Genomic DNA, 23,343 nt, shown 5'->3' with positions numbered 1-23,343 from the left:
TAACCCACAGCGAGATCAGTACGCCTCCATCGTCAGCCGATCAATCAACCCGGCTAACGTACGTGGTCACCGCACTAACTAGCGGAGAATCAACTATTGGCAACCCGGCGTTAGCGAGCAGTCTGGTGCTCTCCCGACTGAGCACCAGACGGACGCTCACGTTAACGCAGCGACCACACCGCATCAGCTGTTTGTAACGGACGTTGGATCAACCTGCCGATGCCCTCGTAAATGCCGATCTCCTCAGGACCATTTTCAGGACCATTTCCGCGCGTATAGGGCCGACAGCTGGCGAAGGACCAGGTAGACACATGAACAAATCATCCCCGCGGGCGCGGGGCCGACGAACGCCATTAGAAACCCACCAGGGATAGGCCGGGATCATCCCCGCAGGCGCGGGGCCGACTGTTAGTGAACTGACGTCCATAAGAACCCTAGGGGATTATCCCCACAGGCGCGGGGCCGACGTTCAGTCCGGATCCCGGGTCTGCATGAGCGGCGGAACATCCCCGCGGGCGCGGGACCGACTGAGCTTCAGGATCATGTCGGTAATCCTTGCCAGGACCATCCCCGCAGGCGCGGGGCCGACAAGGTCGCGCCCTGCTCGATCAGCAGCGGCAGAGGACCATCCCTGCAGGCGCGGGGCCGATACGTTCTTGTGTGCGTCCTGTATGTGACGGATGGAACCATCCCCGCGGGCGCGGGGCCGACCCGTCGTAGACCATGGCGAGGCTTTGAGCGATCGGACCATCCCCGCGTGGGCGGGAACGACGGGCACATGGGCGTGGTGACGGGCCCGAACCGGGGACCATCCCCGCGTGGGCGGGGTCGACCTGGGACTTCCCTTCTGGGACGTCAGGGGCCGAGGACCCTCCCCGCGGGTGCGGGGCCGACCTCCACGAGCACGAGCCCATCCTGGCCTACGCGGGACTATCCCCGCGGGTACGGGGCCGACGGTTTTCGAGGGGATCGAGCACGCGCACCTCAGGGATCATCCCCGCAGGCGCGGGGCTGAGGGCACGTTCAGCCGGTCCGCCAGCGGCAGCGGACCATCCTCGCGTGGGCGGGGCCGACTCCTTCGTCCCCTCGGGGAGGTCGCGGACCGTGGGACTATCCCCACAGGCGCGGGGCCGACGTGGCGCCGGCCACGACGTCGGCCAGGGTGTCCGGACCATCACCGCAGGCGCGGGGCCGACCCAACCGGCCGAGTAGCCGAGACCGAACCGCCAGGACCATCCCCGTAGGCGCGGGGCCGACAGGGCGGGGGATGTCGCCGGGAATGGTGAGGTAGGACCATCCCCGCAGGCGCGGGGCCGACCATCTCATCCTCCAGATCAGTGCAGGTCAGCGGGGACCATCCCCGCAGGCGCGGAGCCGACATGAGCAGCGACCCGTACTACAGCCCGGAGAAGGGACCATCCCCGCAGGCGCGGGGCCGACGTGCCGGCCGAGCGCATCGCGGCCCAGGCCGGCGGACCATCCCCGCAGGCGCGGGGCCGACGCTGCGGACGACCTGTACGACAACGTCCGGGTGGGACCATCCCCGCAGGCGCGGGGCCGACGTCGGATGCGTCGCGGCGTATCGGGTCAGGTACTGGACCATCCCCGCAGGCGCGGGGCCGACTTTCGCACCTATCTGGCGAAGCAGAACAAGCCGGGACCATCCCCGCAGGCGCGGGGCCGACTATCAAGTCATGATCGACGTCAAGCGAGTCTCAGGACCATCCCCGCAGGCGCGGGGCCGACTGGTGATCCGCTCTCGCAGAATTGCCCAGTTCAGGACCATCCCCGCAGGCGCGGGGCCGACGCTGCTGCCGGGGTGACGTCGCTGTGTGCCCTCGGACCATCCCCGCAGGCGCGGGGCCGACCCCGCAATCAGCTGCACAGTGGCAGGCATGACAGGACCATCCCCGCAGGCGCGGGGCCGACCTGGCCGACGCGTGCAGCTGCCCGCCCGACGTGGGACCATCCCCGCAGGCGCGGGGCCGACCTGGCCGACGCGTGCAGCTGCCCGCCCGACGTGGGACCATCCCCGCAGGCGCGGGGCCGACCTGGCCGACGCGTGCAGCTGCCCGCCCGACGTGGGACCATCCCCGCAGGCGCGGGGCCGACTCCGCGGGTATCGACGGCCTCGCGGTGTGGGTGGGACCATCCCCGCAGGCGCGGGGCCGACGATCGGGTCGTTGACCTTCTGCCCGAGAACCTCGGACCATCCCCGCAGGCGCGGGGCCGACCGCCGGGCTGCAGCACGATCGGGCCGTACAGCGGGACCATCCCCGCAGGCGCGGGGCCGACATCCCGTCTGCCTGATGCTCCGCATGACGCGGGGGACCATCCCCGCAGGCGCGGGGCCGACCTGACATGGCGATGCCACCCCACCCGGGGATCGGGACCATCCCCGCAGGCGCGGGGCCGACCCGGAGCCGGATGGTGGGTCGGCCTTCCTGTGGGGACCATCCCCGCAGGCGCGGGGCCGACACCGCGTAGTGCCCCGAGTTCAGGCCCTCGCCGGGACCATCCCCGCAGGCGCGGGGCCGACCCCAGAAGCCGGTTCGGCAAGCCGATCATCCAGGGACCATCCCCGCAGGCGCGGGGCCGACGCTGCCCCTCAGCCGTACGCCGGCCTCACGGTCGGACCATCCCCGCAGGCGCGGGGCCGACCATGCCGAGACTGGTCGGTATCACGTATGCCCGGGACCATCCCCGCAGGCGCGGGGCCGACCCAAGATTCACTCATTCGACGGATGCGAGGTGAGGACCATCCCCGCAGGCGCGGGGCCGACCCCCGGTAGACGCCCGTCGACGCGGCCCTGGGCGGACCATCCCCGCAGGCGCGGGGCCGACATCGTGTTCCAGCCCGAGCCGGGACGACACACCGGACCATCCCCGCAGGCGCGGGGCCGACTGTGGCTCCTATCGAGTGGTGAAGGTCAAGGCAGGACCATCCCCGCAGGCGCGGGGCCGACGACCGGGAAGGGGGAGCGACCCACAACGTACGGGGACCATCCCCGCAGGCGCGGGGCCGACCCTACCGCGTCGCGGCCCGTAGCGAATCCTTCCGGACCATCCCCGCAGGCGCGGGGCCGACTAGCGGCGGGCGGTCACGGGGGCGGTCTCGACGGGACCATCCCCGCAGGCGCGGGGCCGACGGCGTCGTGGGCGTGGCCAGCCGTGTAGGCCCAGGACCATCCCCGCAGGCGCGGGGCCGACTCACGGTACAGCGCGAGCTCGTTGCACCACGGGGGACCATCCCCGCAGGCGCGGGGCCGACGCGGAGCTCGATGATCCGTAGAAGTGAGGCGCGGGACCATCCCCGCAGGCGCGGGGCCGACGCCGAGGCCGAGGCGATCGTCGCGGCCGGCACGGGACCATCCCCGCAGGCGCGGGGCCGACCTTCGAGGACCGCGCCATCAGGCAGCCGCCTCTGGACCATCCCCGCAGGCGCGGGGCCGACTTGGTTCTCCGCATAGTGCAGATCTGGAGGGCCGGACCATCCCCGCAGGCGCGGGGCCGACACCCGGTCCTGCTTGCGGTCGATCGTGGCGCCGGGACCATCCCCGCAGGCGCGGGGCCGACTCGGTCCAGAACGTCGGCAACCGCAACCCCGAGGGACCATCCCCGCAGGCGCGGGGCCGACGGCTCTCCCTCGCGTGTACATCGCCCGGCACCCGGACCATCCCCGCAGGCGCGGGGCCGACACCGTCGACAACCCCGACCCGTGCCGCCCCGCAGGACCATCCCCGCAGGCGCGGGGCCGACTTCTCGGCCTGGCGCGGTGAGGGGGGCGGCATCGGACCATCCCCGCAGGCGCGGGGCCGACTGAACGAACCGGGCGAGCTCCAGGTCCCCCATGGGACCATCCCCGCAGGCGCGGGGCCGACGCCGCGCTGGAGCTCCCCTCAGAGCAGGTGATGGGACCATCCCCGCAGGCGCGGGGCCGACTTAACCGAGAACTTTAACGAGAATCTCGATGGAGGACCATCCCCGCAGGCGCGGGGCCGACGCGCTCCTGCAGGATCGTGATCGCGGTGCGGGTGGACCATCCCCGCAGGCGCGGGGCCGACGCGTTGAACACCGGGGGCGGCGCGTCGTCGGTGGGACCATCCCCGCAGGCGCGGGGCCGACACCATCACGGTCGTCCTGCCCGCTGACCCGGCTGGACCATCCCCGCAGGCGCGGGGCCGACCGCATGATCGGATGGACCGACCACGACCGGCTGGGACCATCCCCGCAGGCGCGGGGCCGACGCGGCGACGCGGCCGTGTCCGCCGACTGCCCCAGGACCATCCCCGCAGGCGCGGGGCCGACGCTGGGAATCTGTCCAGGACCCCCCGGCGGGGCGGACCATCCCCGCAGGCGCGGGGCCGACGGCGCCGACCGGCAGCCCGCAGGAACGCGCGGCGGACCATCCCCGCAGGCGCGGGGCCGACACGCCGTACGCCATCGTGCCCGCCTACGGCCGGGGACCATCCCCGCAGGCGCGGGGCCGACAGTGCGGCCAGCTGGCGCGCGGTCGGCTCCCGCGGACCATCCCCGCAGGCGCGGGGCCGACCCGGCCGGGGGCGCCCTCGATGGGATGGCCGCAGGACCATCCCCGCAGGCGCGGGGCCGACCCACCGACGACGGCCGACGACGGCCGCCGGGCAGGACCATCCCCGCAGGCGCGGGGCCGACCGCGCGGCGGGCGCCTTGAAGACGTAGAGAAAGGGACCATCCCCGCAGGCGCGGGGCCGACTCCGGCGTCAGGTCGAGGGTGATCCTCACGGGTGGACCATCCCCGCAGGCGCGGGGCCGACGCTGCCCGCTCTGTAGACGCCGCTCACAATGTCGGACCATCCCCGCAGGCGCGGGGCCGACATCGACGAAGCTGGCCAGCGCCGCGTACAGCGCGGACCATCCCCGCAGGCGCGGGGCCGACGTCCGATCGGGATCGACCCCAAGCTGATGGAGCGGACCATCCCCGCAGGCGCGGGGCCGACGCAACACCCCGCGCCCTCCAGACATCCGAGCGAGGACCATCCCCGCAGGCGCGGGGCCGACATGCGGTGTCGGCACGCTGACGGCTTCCCCAGAGGACCATCCCCGCAGGCGCGGGGCCGACGAGGAGACCGCCTGATCACAGAAGCGGACTTCGGGACCATCCCCGCAGGCGCGGGGCCGACGCTTGGTGACCTGCGGCTTTAGCAGCGACAGACGCCGAAATTCTTTAGTTGCTCAGCAGGACGATGTCCCGTCATCGTGGCGGTTGCCCTTCGGAATGATCTAGATGCTAATGCCATATGCGGGGTGAACGATATCGCAGGGCGACTGGTGGAACGGTTTTGTCGGTCGAGGTCTCTATGCTCCCCATCCAGATTAGGAGGGGCGCATGTCGGCAGAGTGGCATCGTGACTTTGGTTACGAATCCATCATCACTCAACAGATAGGAGCATTATGGGGTAAATCCCGCAAGAAAGCGGGCGGGAGGACGAATCTTCTTTTATCGCACTTATTGGACACCGCTGCCGTGGCGGAGCAGCTCTGGGATCACTACCTGGCTCCGGCGACCAAGCAGGAGCTGCAGGACATCTCCGCAGGCCGGGGGCGGCTGTTTTTCGCCTGGCTGTGTGGCGTGCATGACTGCGGGAAGGCCACGCCCGCGTTTCAGAGTGTGGATGGCGAGGGCGCCGAGGCGGTACGGCGAGCGGGGCTGACCTGGAACGAACCCGCCATCAAGCGCAATCCGTGGCGGCACGACAAGGCCGGTGGGCTGATCTTGCGTACCCTCCTTCGCGAGGATGGGTGGGAGGCGCAGCAGATCGCCTGGCTGTGGCCGCTGGTGGCGGGCCACCACGGGGCGTTTCCGTCGGTGGCGGTGTTCGCCGGGCGTAACACGGCGCGGGGTGAGCCTCAAGGTAGGGGGCCGGCGTGGGCGAAGGTCCAGCGTGCGCTCGTGGAGACCTTCACCCGGTGCCTGGGCTATGAGAACCTCGCCCAGGTGCAGCCGGTGAAGGCTCCGAGCCGCGCCGTGCAGTTGCAGCTCAGTGGTCTCATCGTTATGGCCGACTGGATCGCCAGCGACGAGCGGCACTTCCGCGGCGTCGACGACCTGGCGCAGGTGAACCTGCCCCAGGCCAGGAAGCGGGCGACCGAGGCGTGGGAGAAGCTCGGGCTGCAGGGCGGCTGGGGCGTTCTCCCCCTCCCCGGCCAGGACGCCTTCCAGCGGCGTTTCGGACATCCGGCGCGCCCCTCACAAGACCTCGTCATGGAAACCGCCCGGCGGATGCCGGCACCTGGGCTGTTGATTGTCGAGGCGCCGATGGGCGAGGGCAAGACGAAGACGGCGTTGCTGACGGCGGAGATCCTGGCGGCGCGGTTCGGCGCCGGCGGGGTGTATGTCGGCATGCCGACGCAGGCGACGAGCGATCCGATGTTCAGCCAGGTGCGGGCCTGGCTGGCCGAGGTCGGCGACGGTTTGGCCGAACAGGTGACGTTGCTGCACGGCAAGCGCAGGTTCAACAAGGAGTGGCGCGCCCTGCTCGGCGAGATCGACACCGATCCGGACGACCGCTTCGACAGCGTCGGCGAGGATGAGTTCGGCATGGCCGAATGGTCTTTTTGTGAGGAGGAGGAGCCAGAGCGCAAGGCGCCGGCGGCGTGGTTTTTGGGGCGGATGCGCGGGTTGCTGAGCCCGTTCGTGGTGGGCACGATCGACCAGCTGCTGTACGCCGCCACCCGCACCAAGCACGTGATGTTGCGTGCCGCCGGGCTGATGGGCAAGGTCGTCGTTCTCGACGAGGTGCACGCGGCGGACGTTTACATGTCGCAGTTCCTCAAGGAGGGGCTGCGCTGGCTGGGCCAGGCGCGGGTGCCGGTGGTGTTGTTGTCGGCCACCCTGCCCGCGGCGCAACGCCAAGAGCTCGTCGCGGCCTATCTGGCGGGAGCTGCGTGCCGGCAGGAGTTCGCCGTGGCGGACCTGCCCGAGCCGAAGGGGTATCCCAACGTCACCGCCGCCTGCCTAATCGACGGCCAAGCCGTCTACGACGTGGATCACGTGGCGCAGTGGCGCGAGGACCTGGAGGTGCTGGTCACGGTTGTACCGGAGCCGGATGTCGGAGGCGAGGGGCAGGCGGCGCTGGCCGCTGATCTGGTGACCGATCTGGTGGAGAAGCGGCTCGCACACGGCGGGTGCGCCCTGGTTATCCGCAACACCGTTCCGCGGGCCCAGGCCACTTATGAGGCACTGCGCAGGCGTTTCGGCGAGGAGGTGCGGTTGTTGCACGGGCGGATGACCGCCCATGATCGGGCGGAGAAGACCGATGAGTGCCTGAAGCTGCTGGGCCCACCTACCGAAGATGGGCCCCAGCGCCCGGGCCGTCTCATTTTGGTGGCCACTCAGCTGGCTGAGCAGTCCTTCGACGTGGACGCCGATCTGCTGGTCACCGACATAACGACCATCGATCTGCTGCTTCAGCGGCTGGGACGTGCGCACCGCCATGACGGCGTTGCCCGGCCGGAGCGGGTGCGACGGCCCGAAGTTATCGTGACGGGGTTTGATCCCCAGCAGGAGCAGCCGCCATGGATTCTGCCGGCAAGTGAAGGCATCTATGGCCGTTACTTGATGCTGCGCACCGCCGCGGTGGTCTGCCAGGCCGACGGCGGCCGCTGGTCGGTGCCCAGTGGGGTGCCGCACCTGGTGCGGCAGGTCTACGGCCATGCGCTCGACGTCGTGCCACCCAGCTGGGCTGGTGCGCAGCAGGAGGCGTACGCCACTTGGCAGGCCGAGCAGCGCGAGCGCGCTGAGAGCGCGGAGAAGTACCTGCTCACCCGCCGCAATGAGCACACTCAGCCGACGCTGGAGGGGTTGCACTACGGCGCGGGCCACGGCCGCGTCACGGAAGAAAAACTGCAGGCGCTCGTCCGCGACGGTGAGCCCAGTGTGGAGGTCGTGCTGGTGCGCCACGACGGTCGCGGCTATCGCACGCTGGGCGGCAGGTGGCTCGGCGTGAACGGCGAGGCACTGGCGCAGGAGGTGCTGGAGGAGACGCTGGGGGCGACGGTGCGGCTCCCGTCCACGCTCACCGACGCGGCCGAGCATGGCCTGTCGCCGCTGGAAGGGTGGCGCGATCACCCGTGGCTCAAGCGCACCCGCGCCGTTGTGTTGGAGGAGAACGGCGACAGCGCGGCCGGGGCGGTTGGCGCGGTTGGTGAGTACATGCTGCGCTACGACGAGCATCTCGGTCTGATCGTGGACGGCGGCCCGCAGCGGCGGCGCGGGCGGCGAACATGAGACCAATTCGGATTACTCGCGCCCCGACAAAAGCTCACGACATGGTGGGGCGGCAAAAGCGCTGCGCAGGCTTTGGCATCCCCGCGGGCGCGGGGCCGACGATCATCCAAGACACGGCCAAGAGCCATCCCCGCCACATTCTTCTCTTTCGCTTCCGGCATCGCGGGGCGAAACAACTCTAAGCATTTTCGCCTCAAAGAGGCGCGTCATCTGACACTCTTTGTTCTCCCAAAAGAAATTCCTAGACATGGCTAATTCGAGGATTCCTCATGTCCATGTATGACCTGATTGATTCACCATGGTTGCCTTTACGGCCCAAGGGTGGCAAAGCCGTCGGGGAGTTCTCCCTTCGCGAGGCGCTGCTGGATGCGTCGGAGTTCGACTCCCTCACGGTCGATCTGCCCACTCACACCCCGGCGCTGCTGCGGCAGGTTCTCCTGCCGGTGGTGATGGACGCGCTGGGACGCCCCCCAGACCGGCAGGAGTGGGCGCGCAGGTTCGACGCCGGTCACTTCACCGAGCAGGAGCAAGACACGCTGGGCGCCTACCTGGAAGAGCACCGGCCGCGCTTTGACCTGTTCCACGCCGAGACTCCGTTCGCGCAGGTGGGAGGCCTGCGTACGGCCAAGAACGAGACCAAGGGGTCGGCGTTGCTGGTCGCCACCGCGGCCGCGGGCAACAACGTGCCGTTGTTCGCCGCCCGCACCGAGGGAGACCCGCTGCCGCTGACCCCGGCTCAGGCGGCCCGGTGGCTGCTGCACACCCATTGCTGGGACACCGCCGCGATCAAATCCGGCGCCGCTGGCGACCCGCAGGTCAAAGCGGGCAAGACGATGGGTAATCCGACCGGCCCCTTGGGGGCGCTGGGTGTGGTCGTCCCGGTCGGGCGCACCTTGTATGAGACGTTGCTGCTCAACATCCCCTTCGGCACCCAGCCCGACGACGACCTCCCGCACTGGCGGCGCGAGGCGCCCGGGCCGCAATGGGAGGTGCGGGCCGCTACCGGCCTGCTGGACCTGTGGACCTGGCAGTCACGGCGCATCCGCCTGATCGGCGAAGAGACCGACGGCGAGGGGGAAGGCAGCGTGCGGGTCTGCCGGGTCGTGTTGTGCGCCGGGGATCGCCTGCGAGAGCTCCCGGAGTGGGAGCCGCACACCATGTGGAACTTCCAGAAAGCTCCCAAGGGGGGTGGAACGCTCCGAAGGCCGCGGCGGCACACTCCCGGCAAGGCCGCCTGGCGGGGGCTGAATGCTCTGCTGGCCTCGGAACGGCAGGAAGGCGGTGATTTTGAGACCTCGGTGCTGTTGCGCCAGCTCGCCGGCCTCCAAGCTGAAGGGTTGCTCGGGTTCGACTACCCGCTGCAGGTGGAGACGATCGCCATCACCTACGGCACCCAGTCCGCGGTCGTCGAAGACATCGTCTTCGACGCGATCCCGCTGCCCGTTGCGGCGCTACGCGCGGACGAGGACGTCTACGGGGTGCTGCTGGAGGTCACCGAACAAGCCGAAGCCCTCGCCCGCGCCGTGAACAACCTCTCGGCCGACCTGCGCCGGGCCGCGGGAGCCGACCCCATCCCCTGGGACAAGGGCCAACGCCCTGGTGAGTTCGTGCTGCACGCGCTCGACCCGCTGGTTCGCCGCTTCCTGGTCGGCGTACGAGCCAGCGCCAGCGACCCGGACGTCCTGGAGCGGGGCCGTGGCGCCTGGGAGAAGATCGCCCGCGAGCGCACCTGGGAGGTCGCCGAAAAGGTGCTGGCCGGCGCCACGAACAGCGCGTTCGCCGGGCGCGCGGTGGAGAAGAACGGGCGCGAGTTCACCTACCGGCTGGCCAGCGCCGAGCAGAACTTCCACCGGCAGATCGCGACCATCCTGACTCGCTACACCCCCGCCGCGGACGACTCCGCAGAAGAGGACGTCTCGCTCATAGAGGACGCCGTCTCGCCTTTGGAAGAGGCCGTCTCGGCCGCTGTGACCGCCCAGACCTTGTGAAGGTGAGGATTGCCATGCCTGTCTCAGCTGACCGGCCCGCACGTTACTGGACCCGCTACATCGCCGCGGATGGGACCTGGCGCAGGAAAGAGGGCCGGCCTCCCGGTGAGGACCTGGCCGCGCTGCGCGCCGGGCTGGGCCGCGAAGCCGGGACCGTGCCGGCGTTGTGGCCGCACTACCGCTCCCCGGTCGATGACCACCTCGCCCGCGACAGCCAGGTCTCCCCCGAGCAGAAGGCCGAGCACGCGGCGCTGGCCCTGTATGGGCTGCACCAGCAGTCTCGCTCCGAGCCGATGCACCACTCGGGGGTCCGCCTGGGCCAAGCGCTACGCCGCCTGCACCAAAGCGGAAAGTTCACCCAGGAAGCCGTCGATCGCCGGGTGAACGCGGCGGCCTGCGCCACCCAGGTCTCGGCCCTGCTCACCCACCTGCGCGGCCTGATCACCCAGCTGCGCACCATCGGCCAGCCGATCGACTACGACCAGCTGATGGCCGATATCCGCGCCTGGCAGCGGCCCGACACCCGCCAGCGCGCCCGCCGCCGCTGGGGCCTGGACTACTACGGCTGGTCGCGCCCCAACGATGAGACGCCCGCCGACGGTGACAGCTCTCCCGGCTCGCAAGCGGCCGCGGACGCGGCCACCTCCTGACCAGCCTTTCCCCTCGCAGCAGCCCCCTGTTTCCTTCCCCCTGGAGTCTTTTCATGGACAAGCGCCTTTTCATCGACGTGCACATCGTGCAGACCGTCCCGCCGGCCAACCTCAACCGCGACGACCAGGGCAACCCCAAGGAGGCCTACTTCGGTGGGGTCCGCCGCGCCCGGGTCTCCTCCCAGGCGTGGAAGCGCGCCACCCGCACCGCTTTCGCCCAGCACGCCCCCGAACACGACCACGCCACCCGCACCAAGCGCATCGTCGCCGAGCTGGCCAAGCGCCTGATCTCCCGCACCGGCCTGGAGGCCGGCCAGGGGGCCAGGTTGGCGGCCAAGCTGCTGGAGCCGCTGGGCATCAAGGAGGGCAAGAAGGCCGGCGACACCGCCTACCTGCTGTTTTTCGGCTACCGGCAACTAGAGGACATCGTCGACCTGGTCGCCGGCCGAGCCGCCGATCTCGCGGCTCTGGACGATGAGCAGCTCGCCGCCGCGGTCAAGGAGCTGCCGGTGGCGCAGAAACTGCAAAGCGGGCACCCGATGGACGTGGCGCTGTTCGGCCGGATGGTCGCCGACATCCCCTCCCTCAACGTCGATGCCGCCGCCCAGGTCGCGCACGCGCTGTCCACCCACGCGGTGGAGCTGGAGTTCGACTACTACACGGCCGTCGATGACGAGAACCTCAAGGAGGAGACCGGCGCCGGCATGATCGGCACCATCGGTTTCAACTCCGCGACCCTGTATCGCTACGCCACCATCGGCCTGCACCAGCTGGCCGCCAACCTCGGCGACACCGACGCCGCCCTCGATGCGGTCGAGGCCTTCGTCCAGCATTTTGCCCGCTCCATCCCCTCAGGGCACCAAAACTCCTTCGCCCACCGCACGCTGCCCAGCCTGGTCGCGGTCGTGGTCCGCGACGACCAGCCGGTCAACCTGGTGTCGGCCTACGAAAGGCCGGTCATCGCCGGTGAGGAAGGGATCGCCGAGGCCTCGGCCGTCCTGCTGGCCGCCGAGTACGAGCGCGCCGTGCGGCAGTGGGGGGATGCCCCCGTGCACGCCGCTGTCTGCCACACCTACGCACCCGGCAGCGACACCGCCGCCAAGCTTGGCTCGGCGTTCGGTGAGCAGCAGACCTTCCCCGAGCTGGCCGCCGGCCTGCGCGGCACGCTCGTTGACCTCCTCAAGCAGGCCGGATGAGCGCCACCGAACCCACCCTCACCGAGGTCGCGGAGGTCGCGGCTGGGGAGGCGACGTTGGTGCTGCGGCTGGGCGGCCCCTTGCAGTCGTGGGGGGATCGCAGTGTGTTCAACCGCCGCGACACCCGGCCTGAGCCGACCAAGTCCGGCGTGCTCGGCCTGCTGGCCGCCGCGGCCGGCCGCGACCGCGAAGAGCCGCCAGGTGAGCTGCTGGAGCTGCGGATGGGGGTGCGGGTCGATCAGCCCGGCACCTTGCTGCGCGACTACCACACCGTCAGCAACTACCGCGGACGGCCGCTCCCGCAGGCCGGGGTCTCGGCCAAGGGCGTGCAGAAAACCACCTCCCCGGCTAAGTACACCCACATCACCCAGCGCTTCTACCTGCAAGACGCGGTCTTCCTGGCCGCCCTCCAAGGACCTGCGGCATTCGTACGCGCCCTCGCTGATGCCCTCCGCCGCCCGGCCTTCCCGCTCGCTCTGGGCCGACGTTCTTGCCCTCCCACCCAGCCGCTCTTCCTGGCCGTACGCGAGGCACCGCTGGAGGAGGTGCTGCGTACCGAGCCCTGGCAGGCCAGCCAGACGGCCAAGCACCTGTATGCCCGCGGCCGGCGGGCCACCGTTGACCTGTCGGCGACCCTGGATGACCCCGACAGTGAGGACTCCCTCAACGACGTGCCGCAGTCGTTCGCGCCACGCGATCGGCGGTTCGTCAGCCGCCGCATCCGCCACACCTGGGTGAGCCTGCCGACCGGACTCTCCCACCCCGACCCCGACCCCGCCGCCGACGGCCACGACCCCTTCGCCCTGCTGGGCTGGTGACCTCCTATGACCTACCTGTCTCGAATCCGGATCAACCCGCTACGCGAAAAGAGCCGGCTACTGCTGGCCAGCCCGCACATGATGCACGGCGCCGTCATGCACGCCATCCCCGACAACCCCGCCGATGAGCGCATTCTGTGGCGGCTGGATGCCGACAACCCCCACCGGCCCTTCCTGTTCGCGCTCACCACGACCCGCCCCGACTGGTCCCACCTGATCGAACAGGCCGGCTGGCCCGGCGCTGATGGCGAGCACGCCGCGGTCCGCGACTACGCGCCACTGCTCGCCCAGATCGCCATCGGCCGCGAGTTCGCCTTCCGGCTCACCGCCAACCCCGTCCAAAACACCCGCAACCCGATCAAGCCCAGCATCGAGCAGGCCGAGCAGGCACCCGGTGAGCGGCAGCGCTCCCATCGCATCGGCCACCGCACCGCCGCCCACCAGCTCACCTGGTTCCTCACCCGCACCGAACGGTGGGGGTTCGCCCTCCCCGAGGCCCGCACCGACGCCCCGGCGCTCGGCTTGGAACCCCTGGACCCACAAGAGGACGCCGATGTTCTCCCGGCTCGCGAGGTGCGGATCACCGCCCGTGAGCGCCGCTCCTTCACCAAGAAACGCGGCGACAGGCCGGTCATCTTGACCACCGTGACCTTCGAAGGCCGGCTGCGCATCACCGAGGCGGCCGTGTTCACCGAGCGGCTGCTGGGCGGCATCGGCCCCGCCAAGTCCTATGGGTGCGGTCTGCTCACCCTCGCCCCGCTCCCCGCCCACCCCCTGCAGTCGGGCGGCCGCCGGTTCGTGGAGAGCAGGTAATGGCCGACATCTGGTGGAAGGCCCATCCGCACGACCTGCACCGCATCGCTGACCGCGTCTCCAGCGTCTACGTCGAACGCAGCCACATCGACCGCGACGAGAACGCCGTCGTGATCATCAACAAGCGCGACACCGTGCGGGTGCCGGCCGCGATGGTCGCCGTCATGCTCATCGGCCCCGGCACCCGCGTCACTCACGGCGCCATCCGCCTGCTCGGCGACTCCGGCACCGCGGTGTGCTGGGTCGGCGAACAAGGCGTGCGCATGTACGCCTGCGGCCTCGGCCCCAGCCGAGGCTCCGGTCTGCTGCACCGCCAGGCCTGGCTCGTCACCCGCCCCAAAGAACGCCTCGGCGTCGCCCGCGCCATGTACGGGATGCGTTTTCCCGGCGAGGATGTCTCGGCGATGACCATGCAGCAACTGCGCGGCCGCGAAGGCGCCCGTGTCCGCAAGCAGTACCAGCTGCACTCGCGCCGCACCGGCGTGGCATGGACCGGCCGCGACTACCGCCCCGGCGACGCCTTCGCCGCCGGCGACGACCTCAACCGGCTGCTATCGGCCGCCAACGCCGCCTTGTACGGCATCTGCCACGCCGTCATTGTCGGACTGGGTGCCAGCCCCGGACTCGGCTTCGTCCACACCGGAGCGGCGACCTCTTTCGTCATGGACATCGCCGACCTCTACAAGGCCGAATACACCATCCCGCTCGCCTTCGACCTGGCGGCCAAAAGCCTGACCGAGGAACGCGATGCACGCCTGGGCCTGCGTGACCGAATCGCCGAGGACAAGCTCCTGGGCCGCATCGTCGGCGACATCAAGACCCTGCTGAGCCCCGACGGCGTGGAGATCCCCGACATCGAGGTCAACGAGTTATGGGATGAAAAGCTCGGCAGCGTCGCTGGAGGGGTCAACTGGGCCGGCACGCACACACCCGCACTCAACCCCACGATCGAGGAGATCATCCCGGCCGTCATGGGCGAGGAACACATCGCGATCATCGGCCCAGACCTCGAAGAACCCGCACCCGACCAGCCCGCGAACGGCCGCCCAACGAGCGGCCCATGACTGTCATCGTTCTCATCGCTGCCCCCGAAGGGCTCCGCGGCCACCTCACCCGCTGGATGGTCGAAGTCAACGCCGGAGTCTTCGTCGGCAACCCCAGCAAACGCATCCGAGATCGCATCTGGGAACTACTCGCCTCCCGCATCGGCGACGGCCAAGCCGTCCTTGTCGAACCCGCCGCCAACGAACAGGGCTGGGCCATCCGCACAGCGGGCAAAGATCGCTGGTATCCGGTCGACTTCGACGGACTGATTCTTTCTGCCCGCCTACGCCGATAAAGCACCTGGTCGCAAGGGGTACCCCGCGCCCGCAGGGAGGCTCCCACCGATTACGTGCTGCCGGCCGAGTTGACCGGGTCGGCCCCGCGCTCGCGGGGATGGTCCGCGTGAGGCCGAGCTGAAGCGCGAGCAAAGCCACGCATACGGCATTAGCATCTAGATCATCCCGAAGGGCAATCACCACGATGAGGAAACATCGTCCTGCTGAGCAACTAAAGAATTTCGGCGTCTGCCGCTGCTAAAGCCGCAGGTCATCAAGTGTCGGCCCCGCGCCTGCGGGGATGGTCCGAGGAACCGCCGCATCCGTGCGGCTACCCCTGGGTCGGCCCCGCGCCTGCGGGGATGGTCCTGGCTCGCGTCCTGGCAATGGTCGGCCGACGGCCGTCGGCCCCGCGCCTGCGGGGATGGTCCCTTCTCCGCCAGGCGGTGAGTGACTGTCCGCCGGTCGGCCCCGCGCCTGCGGGGATGGTCCACCGGAGTCGGACGGCAGCCAACCGGCGCCGCGGTCGGCCCCGCGCCTGCGGGGATGGTCCACCCTGAGCCGGGAAGAGTTCGACGCGTCCGCAGTCGGCCCCGCGCCTGCGGGGATGGTCCCAGTGTGTCGGCACGGTCTTGCGCCTCTCGTTCGTCGGCCTCGCGCCTGCGGGGATGGTCCTGAGCATCATTTCAATTATCACCCCATGCTATAGTCGGCCCCGCGCCTGCGGGGATGGTCCCCGGTCGAGCACTGCCCATGTCGAGACGCGCGAGTCGGCCCCGCGCCTGCGGGGATGGTCCCCGGCGTCACGCCGACACGCCGAGATCGTCGGCGTCGGCCCCGCGCCTGCGGGGATGGTCCCGGAGCGGCGGAGATGAGGACGGAGTTCTTCCGGTCGGCCCCGCGCCTGCGGGGATGGTCCGCCCTGGCCCGGCGGGACCACCGGCGACCTACTGTCGGCCCCGCGCCTGCGGGGATGGTCCTCGGAGCCTCACCATGCCGCCTTCCACGTGGTGGTCGGCCCCGCGCCTGCGGGGATGGTCCCTGGGTGATGACGCCGAGGCTGAGTGCGCGCGTGTCGGCCCCGCGCCTGCGGGGATGGTCCTCAGCGCCTCATGATCGGCGACGGTCGCCGTCTGTCGGCCCCGCGCCTGCGGGGATGGTCCTCAGCGCCTCATGATCGGCGACGGTCGCCGTCTGTCGGCCCCGCGCCTGCGGGGATGGTCCTCAGCGCCTCATGATCGGCGACGGTCGCCGTCTGTCGGCCCCGCGCCTGCGGGGATGGTCCGACGCCCCGCAGGGGCCGCGTAGCGGTTGGGCCGTCGGCCCCGCGCCTGCGGGGATGGTCCCTACTAGACGCTAACCAACGGGTCGTAGCCTTTGTCGGCCCCGCGCCTGCGGGGATGGTCCGATGCTGGCGGCGTCCAGGACGGCGGCGCGCAGGTCGGCCCCGCGCCTGCGGGGATGGTCCGCTGCGCGAACCCGACCAGGTCGCGCAGCTGATGTCGGCCCCGCGCCTGCGGGGATGGTCCGGACTGCCGCACCATGGTCACCGACACCGACCAGTCGGCCCCGCGCCTGCGGGGATGGTCCCGTCTCCCACAGCGCCGCGTATCTAGCGTCAGAGTCGGCCCCGCGCCTGCGGGGATGGTCCCCCGCCGAACGGATGGGGCGACTACGAGGGCGCGTCGGCCCCGCGCCTGCGGGGATGGTCCGCCCAGGCCACCCATCCGGGGGACGATCGTGTCGTCGGCCCCGCGCCTGCGGGGATGGTCCGAGGTCCTCACAGCAGTCGTGGACTGGGCCTTAGTCGGCCCCGCGCCTGCGGGGATGGTCCTGCCCCGATCGTGCTGTCACCCTCACCGACGGCGTCGGCCCCGCGCCTGCGGGGATGGTCCCCCCTGCCTCTTGTTTTACGTCGGCCCGTGCCCGTCGGCCCCGCGCCTGCGGGGATGGTCCTTCGGCGGTCGGTGTGGTTACCCACATCGGTCCGTCGGCCCCGCGCCTGCGGGGATGGTCCGGGGCCGTCACAGCGACGACGGTCGTCTTCATGGTCGGCCCCGCGCCTGCGGGGATGGTCCGACATGAGGTGGCCTTGGCAGAAAGAGGAGGACGTCGGCCCCGCGCCTGCGGGGATGGTCCGTTCCTCACCGAGGACGAGGCGTATCAGTACGGGTCGGCCCCACGCCTGCGGGGATGGTCCCGACGTCCAGGAGTACCGGGGGCCGGGGCTGCCGTCGGCCCCGCGCCTGCGGGGATGGTCCCACGACCCGATCGTGGCCGGGCTTTTCCAGGTGGTCGGCCCCGCGCCTGCGGGGATGGTCCTCTGTACCGGAGATACTTCGACCTGGTCGCTTCGTCGGCCCCGCGCCTGCGGGGATGGTCCCGCAAAGCCCTCGGACGAGCCCACGAGGTGGTCGTCGGCCCCGCGCCTGCGGGGATGGTCCAAGAAGCCGTTCACGGCGGCCGATCGGGCTGCGGTCGGCCCCGCGCCTGCGGGGATGGTCCTCTGAGCCTCCAGGACGGTCACGCCGTCGCCGAGTCGGCCCGGCGCCTGCGGGGATGGTCCGTTGCCGACTCCGCTGGACGACCCCTCGGACTGGTCGGCCCCGCGCCTGCGGGGATGGTCCTCCGAGACAAGATCGACGAGAAACTCGGGCTGCGTCGGCCCCGCGCCTGCGGGGATGGTCCCCCCGGCTGGCAGCCCCTCACCCACGACGATCGGTCGGCCCCGCGCCTGCGGGGATGGTCCTGGAAAGAGCGGCCCTCGGCTTACCGGCCCTCGGTCGGCCCCGCGCCTGCGGGGATGGTCCGGGGAAGAAACCCCAGGTGGTTGAGGTCGGCAGGTCGGCCCCGCGCCTGCGGGGATGGTCCCGCCCTACCGACCATCACCCTCGGCTCACTCACGTCGGCCCCGCGCCTGCGGGGATGGTCCCTTCGTCCAACCGTTCGGCCGCTCGCGGTAGCCGTCGGCCCCGCGCCTGCGGGGATGGTCCTGGAAAGAGCGGCCCTCGGCTTACCGGCCCTCGGTCGGCCCCGCGCCTGCGGGGATGGTCCGGGGAAGAAACCCCAGGTGGTTGAGGTCGGCAGGTCGGCCCCGCGCCTGCGGGGATGGTCCCGCCCTACCGACCATCACCCTCGGCTCACTCACGTCGGCCCCGCGCCTGCGGGGATGGTCCCCAGTCACCCGCCGGGAACAGGATCCGCACCGCGTCGGCCCCGCGCCTGCGGGGATGGTCCGGAGGCCATGAAGGAGCTCTCGCCGAATGCCCAGTCGGCCCCGCCCCTGCGGGGATGGTCCGGTGAGCGCACGCGCGAGCTGTACCGCGAAGAGGTCGGCCCCGCGCCTGCGGGGATGGTCCGCCATGTGGGAGGAGTTTTTCGCCCCTCCTGCCGTCGGCCCCGCGCCTGCGGGGATAATCCAGCTGCTTGGCCCAGTACCCCCGCCCTGCCCCGGTCGGCCCCGCGCCTGCGGGGATGGTCCCTACATGGAGCCGGGGAAAGAGTCGGGGTGGCCGTCGGCCCCGCGCCTGCGGGGATGGCCCGGGCGGCGACGAGCACTGGGTGCCGATCGGCGCGTCGGCCCCGCGCTTGCGGGGATGGTCCGAGCACGCCGGGCATGCTCTCGCTGATGCGGTGGTCGGCCCCGCGCCTGCGGGGATGGTCCGAGCACGCCGGGCATGCTCTCGCTGATGCGGTGGTCGGCCCCGCGCCTGCGGGGATGGTCCGCTGAAGGAGAACATCCGCCCCATCGATTTTGAGTCGGCCCCGCGCCTGCGGGGATGGTCCCTGCTCCAGCATGTGGTTCGGCACCACGATGGTGTCGGCCCTGCGCCTGCGGGGGTGGGTTGTTAGTAGTCGAGGGCGCGGTCGACCAGTTCGGCGACTTCGATGGCTGAGGCGCGGAAGTAGCGGGCGGTGGTTTCGATGGAGGTGTGGCCGAGGAGGGCTTGGATCTGGGCGTGGTCGGCGCCGCCTTCGCGCAGCCGGGTGGCGTAGGTATGCCGCAATCGGTGCGGACGCAGACCGGGAAGGCCGGCGTCCTTGCCGGTGGCGCGGACGACGTCGGTGACGCCGTCGACCGATAGCCGTCCGCGTTGGCCGGCCCACAGTCCTTCGCCGACCGCCTCTGCCAGGGCGGGCCGGGCGGACAGTAGCTCGGCGCGCACCTGCAGCCAGGCGGTGAGGCGTTCGCGGGCCGGGACCGGCAGCGGGACGGTGCGGACCTCGTCTCCCTTGCCGTGCAGGCGGGCGGTGCCGCTGCGTGCGGTGATGGGGATGTCGCCGACATGAAGGCGCTGGCATTCCTCGGCGCGGGCTCCGGCGCCGAGGAGCAGGGCGATGAGGGCGGCGTCGCGGGGGCCGCGGCGGTCGGCGGCGCGGCGCACCGCGTTCTCCTGCGCCCGCGACAACGCCTCCGGGGCTCCAGGCTTGGGGACCCGGGCGCGCTTGACGGCCAGGCGTAGGGCGGGGCCGTGTTCATACAGCAGCGTCACCGCGGCCAGCGTCTGATTCACCGTCGCCGGCGACGCCCCCGCGCCGAGCAGGTGGCGGCGCCAGGCAGTAACCGCGGCCTCAGCGCCGACCAGGTCGACGAACGCGTCCGCGTGCTCGGCCGCCCGCGCGAGCAACCACTCCCGGTAAGCCAGCGCTTGGCGCCGATAGGCGGTCACCGTGTTCGCCGCGAGCGCGCATCGATCGAGATGCGTGCCGAACGCGGCGAGTGCCATCTCCGCGGCGGCCGCCACCGACCCCGCCTCGACGCCAGGCCGGAGCGCCACCACGTTGCCCGCTCCGGACCCACCTTGATCGGCAACGCGGTTGTCGACTCGGCTGCCGTCTCGCTCGCCATCGTGATCGTCAACCGGGTTGCCGGTCTCGCCGCCACCACCATTATTGATCTTGCTGTCGGCGCTCACGGTCACTCGCCGGACCCCTCTCCTTATTATCCGGGGAGTTTTTCCGGCGTTAGCCGCACCCTCGCCCGGTGGTTATCCGGGGAGATCCTACCGAGACTCCCCGGATAACCTGACTTATCCAGGGAGTCGCGGCTGGCGGAGCTTCTTGCCCGCGTCCACATCCGGACATGTCGCGATCCGCGCAAAAGGGGCACCGTCGGGTGCGGCTTGGAAGCAGGCCCACCCGGACGGGCTGGAGACCTCACTGTTTGAGCGGAACGTCACCGCACACTGCCTCTGCGGCGCATTGAGGTGTTCCGGCTTGGTTACCCAAAGAGGTCGACCGTGTACGCACGCAGGATGCTTTCATCTCAAACGTGGCTTTATAGCCTTTATTTCCTCCTTATGGGGATCTTGCGCGTTTAAGTGATCTATGGGTAATTTCTGATCGTTTGCTTGTTGCACGCTCCGAACCGTCGACCCCGGCCCCGCTGTGGGCCTGGTGGCGGGCTGGGGTAACGCGGGAGCGGTTGGCTCTCGCGCTGACTTGTTCGGAGGGTGACGGCGTATGCGCCGTAGTCTGTCGCGACCGCGTCCGATCGGCCGCAAGGCCTGGCAGGTGGTGGCGGTTATCGCCGCGGCGATGCCGGGTCTGCTGCTGTTTCAAGCAGTTCCGGCTTCAGCTGCGGCCGCGGTGCGGCCAGTCGTGCTCGTTGACGGCCAACCGGTCACCCCTGAGCAGTTGACGGGTTCCGCGGCAGGTTTTCCGTCGCTGGTCGATTCGGCGGCCACGGCGACGACGGCGAAAGTAGCCGAGGGCGGCGTGCCTGATGGCACCGCCAAGAACGGGAAAAGGCCTGCGGGGGCGTTGTCGGTCGACGCCAAGGAGGTTGTGCCTGATAAGAAGTTCACCCGCTCCTCGCCGGGCAAGCCCGGCTCGGGGGTGTTGTCGCCGCAGGCGCGTGACAGCGCGTCGTTGATGGGCATGACGATCGCGAGCTACTACCCCGATGATCGATCCCTGGTGGACACCCTCACTCCGGAGTTGCGTGCTGATGGCTACAACGGCGGCCTGGGAGGGCCGTATTACGAGTACCGGTACAAGGTCTGCCTGCTGGAGAACGGCAACGCCACCACCTGCACGCTGTCGGAGTGGCGGTATTGGACCGAAGCTGGGTGGAAGGTGCCGGCGGGTGCGCTGAAGTGGGGCAAGACGTACGTGTGGGAGGTGACGATCCGTGACACCACCACCCAGGAGACCGGCACCCTGTCGAATCTGAGCTTCCTGACCTCGGTGCGCCAGCCCGTGGTGAGCTCCCAGCTCGCCACTCGCGGCGCCAACGGCCAGGAGTTCCACCAGCTCGCGGGCAACTACACCACCACCTTCACCGACGCCTCCATTCCCACCGCGGGCCCGCCGTTGTCGGTGGTGCGCTCCTACAACAGCCTTGATGCGCGCACCGACGGGATGTTCGGGGCCGGCTGGTCGACCCGGTTCGACATGAAGATCCAGCCCGAGGCCGGCACCCCGCAGTCGCTGCTGGTGACCTACCCTGATGGCCGCAGGCTGCGCTTCGCGCACAAACGCACCGTCGGGGGGATCACCTCCTTTCAGTCTCCGCCGGGCGTCAACGCCACGCTGGCCACCGTCTCCGGTGGTGGCTGGCGGCTGAAGGATTCCGCGTCGACTTCCTACCTCTTCGACGCCCAGGGGCGTTTGAGCACGCTGACCGACAGCCGGGGCCGGGCACAAAGCCTGCTTTACGACGCGGGTGGCAAGCTGGCCACGGTCACCGCGACCGGCGGCCGCTCCTTGGCCTTCACCTGGACCGGTGAGCACGTCACGGCCGTGTCCACCGCCCCGGTCGACGGCCAGCCGCTGCAGTGGACCTACATCTACGACGCCCAGCGTCTGAGCCAGGTCTGTGCCCCGGTGGCGGCGCCCAACTGCACCACCTACGGCTACACCACCGGATCGCGCTATCGGGGCGTCGTGCTCGATGACCGCCCACTGGGGTATTGGCGGATGGGCGAGGTCCGCACCGTCAACGATCCTTTTGCCGGCACCTATACCTGTTTTCCCGATGAGAGCGGCCAAAACGGCTGCACCCGCGTCCCCGCCGGGGTGCAGACCGGCCAGCCCGGCGCGCTGACCGGGACCACAAACGCCTCCGCCAACTTCCAAGGCAGCGGCACCTCCTCAGGGATCGAGGAGTGGGGGCTGTTTCCCAAGCTAGGCAAGAGCATGTCGGTGGAGTCGTGGTTCAAGACCACCAACTCGGGCTTCATCTTCTGGGCCGGGGGCGGCAGCTGGAATCCTGCCTCGCCCGGTTACGGGGTTCCCGGCCTTTACGTGGGCACCGACGGCAAACTGCGCGGGCAGCTGGCGTCGATGATGGATGGCCCATCCACCCCCGTCACCTCACCGCAGGCGGTCAACGACGGCCAGTGGCACCACGCGGTGATCACCGCCGGTGCCGGGGTGACGAAGCTGTATGTCGACGGTGCCGCCGCCGGCTCGGCCAACCTGGGCGTGGAGGCGATGAGCTGGCTGGGCAGCACCGTCATCGGCAGCGGCGGCACTGACTCATCGCTGCCCGGCTCCCCGGCGGGCCGCCCCACTTCCGCTGAGTTCGGCTTCAAAGGAATCATCGACGAGGTCGCCGTCTACGACCAGGCCCTCACCCCCACTCAGGTCAGCGCCCACTACGCCGCCCGAGCCGAAGCGCCGTTCAAGCTGAATGCGATCACGCTGCCCTCGGGGCGCCAATGGATGTCCACCACCTACAACCCGGCCAACGACCGGGTCCTCACCCACGTCGACCAGCACGGCGGCACCTGGAAACTCGGCGAACCTGCCTACTCCTACGACCTCGTCGACATCACTGAGCTGATGACCGTCTCGGTGACCGACCCCAACAACAACACCCTCAAATACGTCCACGACGCCTGGCGCGACCACCGCCCAGTCAGCCAAACCGACCAACTGCTCAAAGTCACCAAGTACGAATACGACACCGGCGGCTTCACCACAAAGATCACCGACCCCAACGGCGTCGTCACCGAGCAACTCAACGACGAGCAGGGCAACCCCATCCAGGTTAAGACCTGCCGGGTAACAGGAAACTGTCAGAGCATCTACCGGGAGTTCTACCGCAACAGCACCGATGAGTTCGACCCGCGCAACGACCAGGTAACCGTCAGCCGCGACGCCCGCTCCTCCCACTCCTTCGACGCCACCTACGCCACGAAGTGGGAATACACCACCCACGGGGAGGTGGCCAAGCAGACCACCCCAGCCACTGCGGACTTCCCCGCCGGCCGCTCGACCAGTGCCACCTACACCGACGGCACCGAACCCGCCATCGGCGGTGGCACCACCCCCGCGGGCCTGC

General features: G+C 70.2%; 10 protein-coding genes and 2 CRISPR repeat arrays. Of the genes, 9 read left to right on the top strand and 1 reads right to left on the bottom strand.

The annotated features are described in order from the left end of the window. Nucleotides 1–1,046: 1,046 nt before the first annotated feature. Nucleotides 1,047–5,162: direct repeats of the CRISPR family, unit length 28 nt; unit sequence GGACCATCCCCGCAGGCGCGGGGCCGAC. A 206-nt stretch (nucleotides 5,163–5,368) separates the two neighbouring features. The 8 genes from ACSDR0_RS43680 to cas2e all read left to right on the top strand — a co-directional run bounded on the left by ACSDR0_RS43680 (nucleotide 5,369) and on the right by cas2e (nucleotide 15,073). Continuing rightward, nucleotides 5,369–8,269: a CRISPR-associated endonuclease Cas3'' gene (locus ACSDR0_RS43680; RefSeq protein ID WP_435294868.1), complete on the top strand. Its 2,901-nt coding sequence runs from the start codon at nucleotides 5,369–5,371 to the stop codon at nucleotides 8,267–8,269. Between the two features lie 269 nt (nucleotides 8,270–8,538). Beyond that, nucleotides 8,539–10,257, top strand: coding sequence for a type I-E CRISPR-associated protein Cse1/CasA (casA, locus tag ACSDR0_RS43675; protein ID WP_435294867.1), 1,719 nt, complete (start codon nucleotides 8,539–8,541; stop codon nucleotides 10,255–10,257). Nucleotides 10,258–10,271: 14 nt separating this feature from the next. Next, nucleotides 10,272–10,907 (top strand): type I-E CRISPR-associated protein Cse2/CasB, encoded by a 636-nt coding sequence (casB, locus tag ACSDR0_RS43670; protein ID WP_435294866.1) that lies wholly within the window; start codon nucleotides 10,272–10,274, stop codon nucleotides 10,905–10,907. 53 nt (nucleotides 10,908–10,960) lie between these two features. After that, on the top strand, nucleotides 10,961–12,103 hold the full coding sequence (gene cas7e / locus ACSDR0_RS43665; RefSeq protein ID WP_435294865.1) for a type I-E CRISPR-associated protein Cas7/Cse4/CasC: 1,143 nt from the start codon (nucleotides 10,961–10,963) through the stop codon (nucleotides 12,101–12,103). Continuing rightward, complete coding sequence (gene cas5e, locus ACSDR0_RS43660; RefSeq protein WP_435294864.1) at nucleotides 12,100–12,921, top strand: type I-E CRISPR-associated protein Cas5/CasD; 822 nt, start codon at nucleotides 12,100–12,102, stop codon at nucleotides 12,919–12,921. Before cas7e ends, cas5e begins: the two co-directional genes overlap by 4 nt. Nucleotides 12,922–12,927: 6 nt before the next feature. Then, nucleotides 12,928–13,734: a type I-E CRISPR-associated protein Cas6/Cse3/CasE gene (gene cas6e / locus ACSDR0_RS43655; protein WP_435294863.1), complete on the top strand. Its 807-nt coding sequence runs from the start codon at nucleotides 12,928–12,930 to the stop codon at nucleotides 13,732–13,734. Next, the gene (cas1e, locus tag ACSDR0_RS43650; protein ID WP_435294862.1) at nucleotides 13,734–14,798 is read left to right on the top strand and encodes a type I-E CRISPR-associated endonuclease Cas1e; all 1,065 of its coding nucleotides are present in this window, start codon (nucleotides 13,734–13,736) and stop codon (nucleotides 14,796–14,798) included. Before cas6e ends, cas1e begins: the two co-directional genes overlap by 1 nt. Further along, entirely contained in the window at nucleotides 14,795–15,073 is a 279-nt protein-coding gene (gene cas2e / locus ACSDR0_RS43645) for a type I-E CRISPR-associated endoribonuclease Cas2e (RefSeq protein WP_435294861.1), read from the top strand. Before cas1e ends, cas2e begins: the two co-directional genes overlap by 4 nt. Nucleotides 15,074–15,333: 260 nt before the next feature. Further along, nucleotides 15,334–18,900: a CRISPR direct-repeat array (repeat unit 28 nt; unit sequence GTCGGCCCCGCGCCTGCGGGGATGGTCC). Nucleotide 18,901: 1 nt separating this feature from the next. On the opposite strand, the gene ACSDR0_RS43640 is transcribed toward cas2e, so the two are convergent. Beyond that, nucleotides 18,902–19,975: a tyrosine-type recombinase/integrase gene (locus ACSDR0_RS43640; RefSeq protein ID WP_435294860.1), complete on the bottom strand. Its 1,074-nt coding sequence runs from the start codon at nucleotides 19,973–19,975 to the stop codon at nucleotides 18,902–18,904. Nucleotides 19,976–20,516: 541 nt separating this feature from the next. On the opposite strand from ACSDR0_RS43640, the gene ACSDR0_RS43635 reads away from it, so the two are divergent. Next, nucleotides 20,517–23,343, top strand: a 2,827-nt coding sequence (locus ACSDR0_RS43635) for a LamG-like jellyroll fold domain-containing protein (protein ID WP_435294859.1), incomplete at its 3' end; no start/stop codon positions are given.

The organism is Streptosporangium sp. G11, from assembly GCF_051192615.1.
Classification (GTDB): domain Bacteria; phylum Actinomycetota; class Actinomycetes; order Streptosporangiales; family Streptosporangiaceae; genus Streptosporangium.
This window is presented reverse-complemented; position numbering and strand designations above follow the sequence as displayed.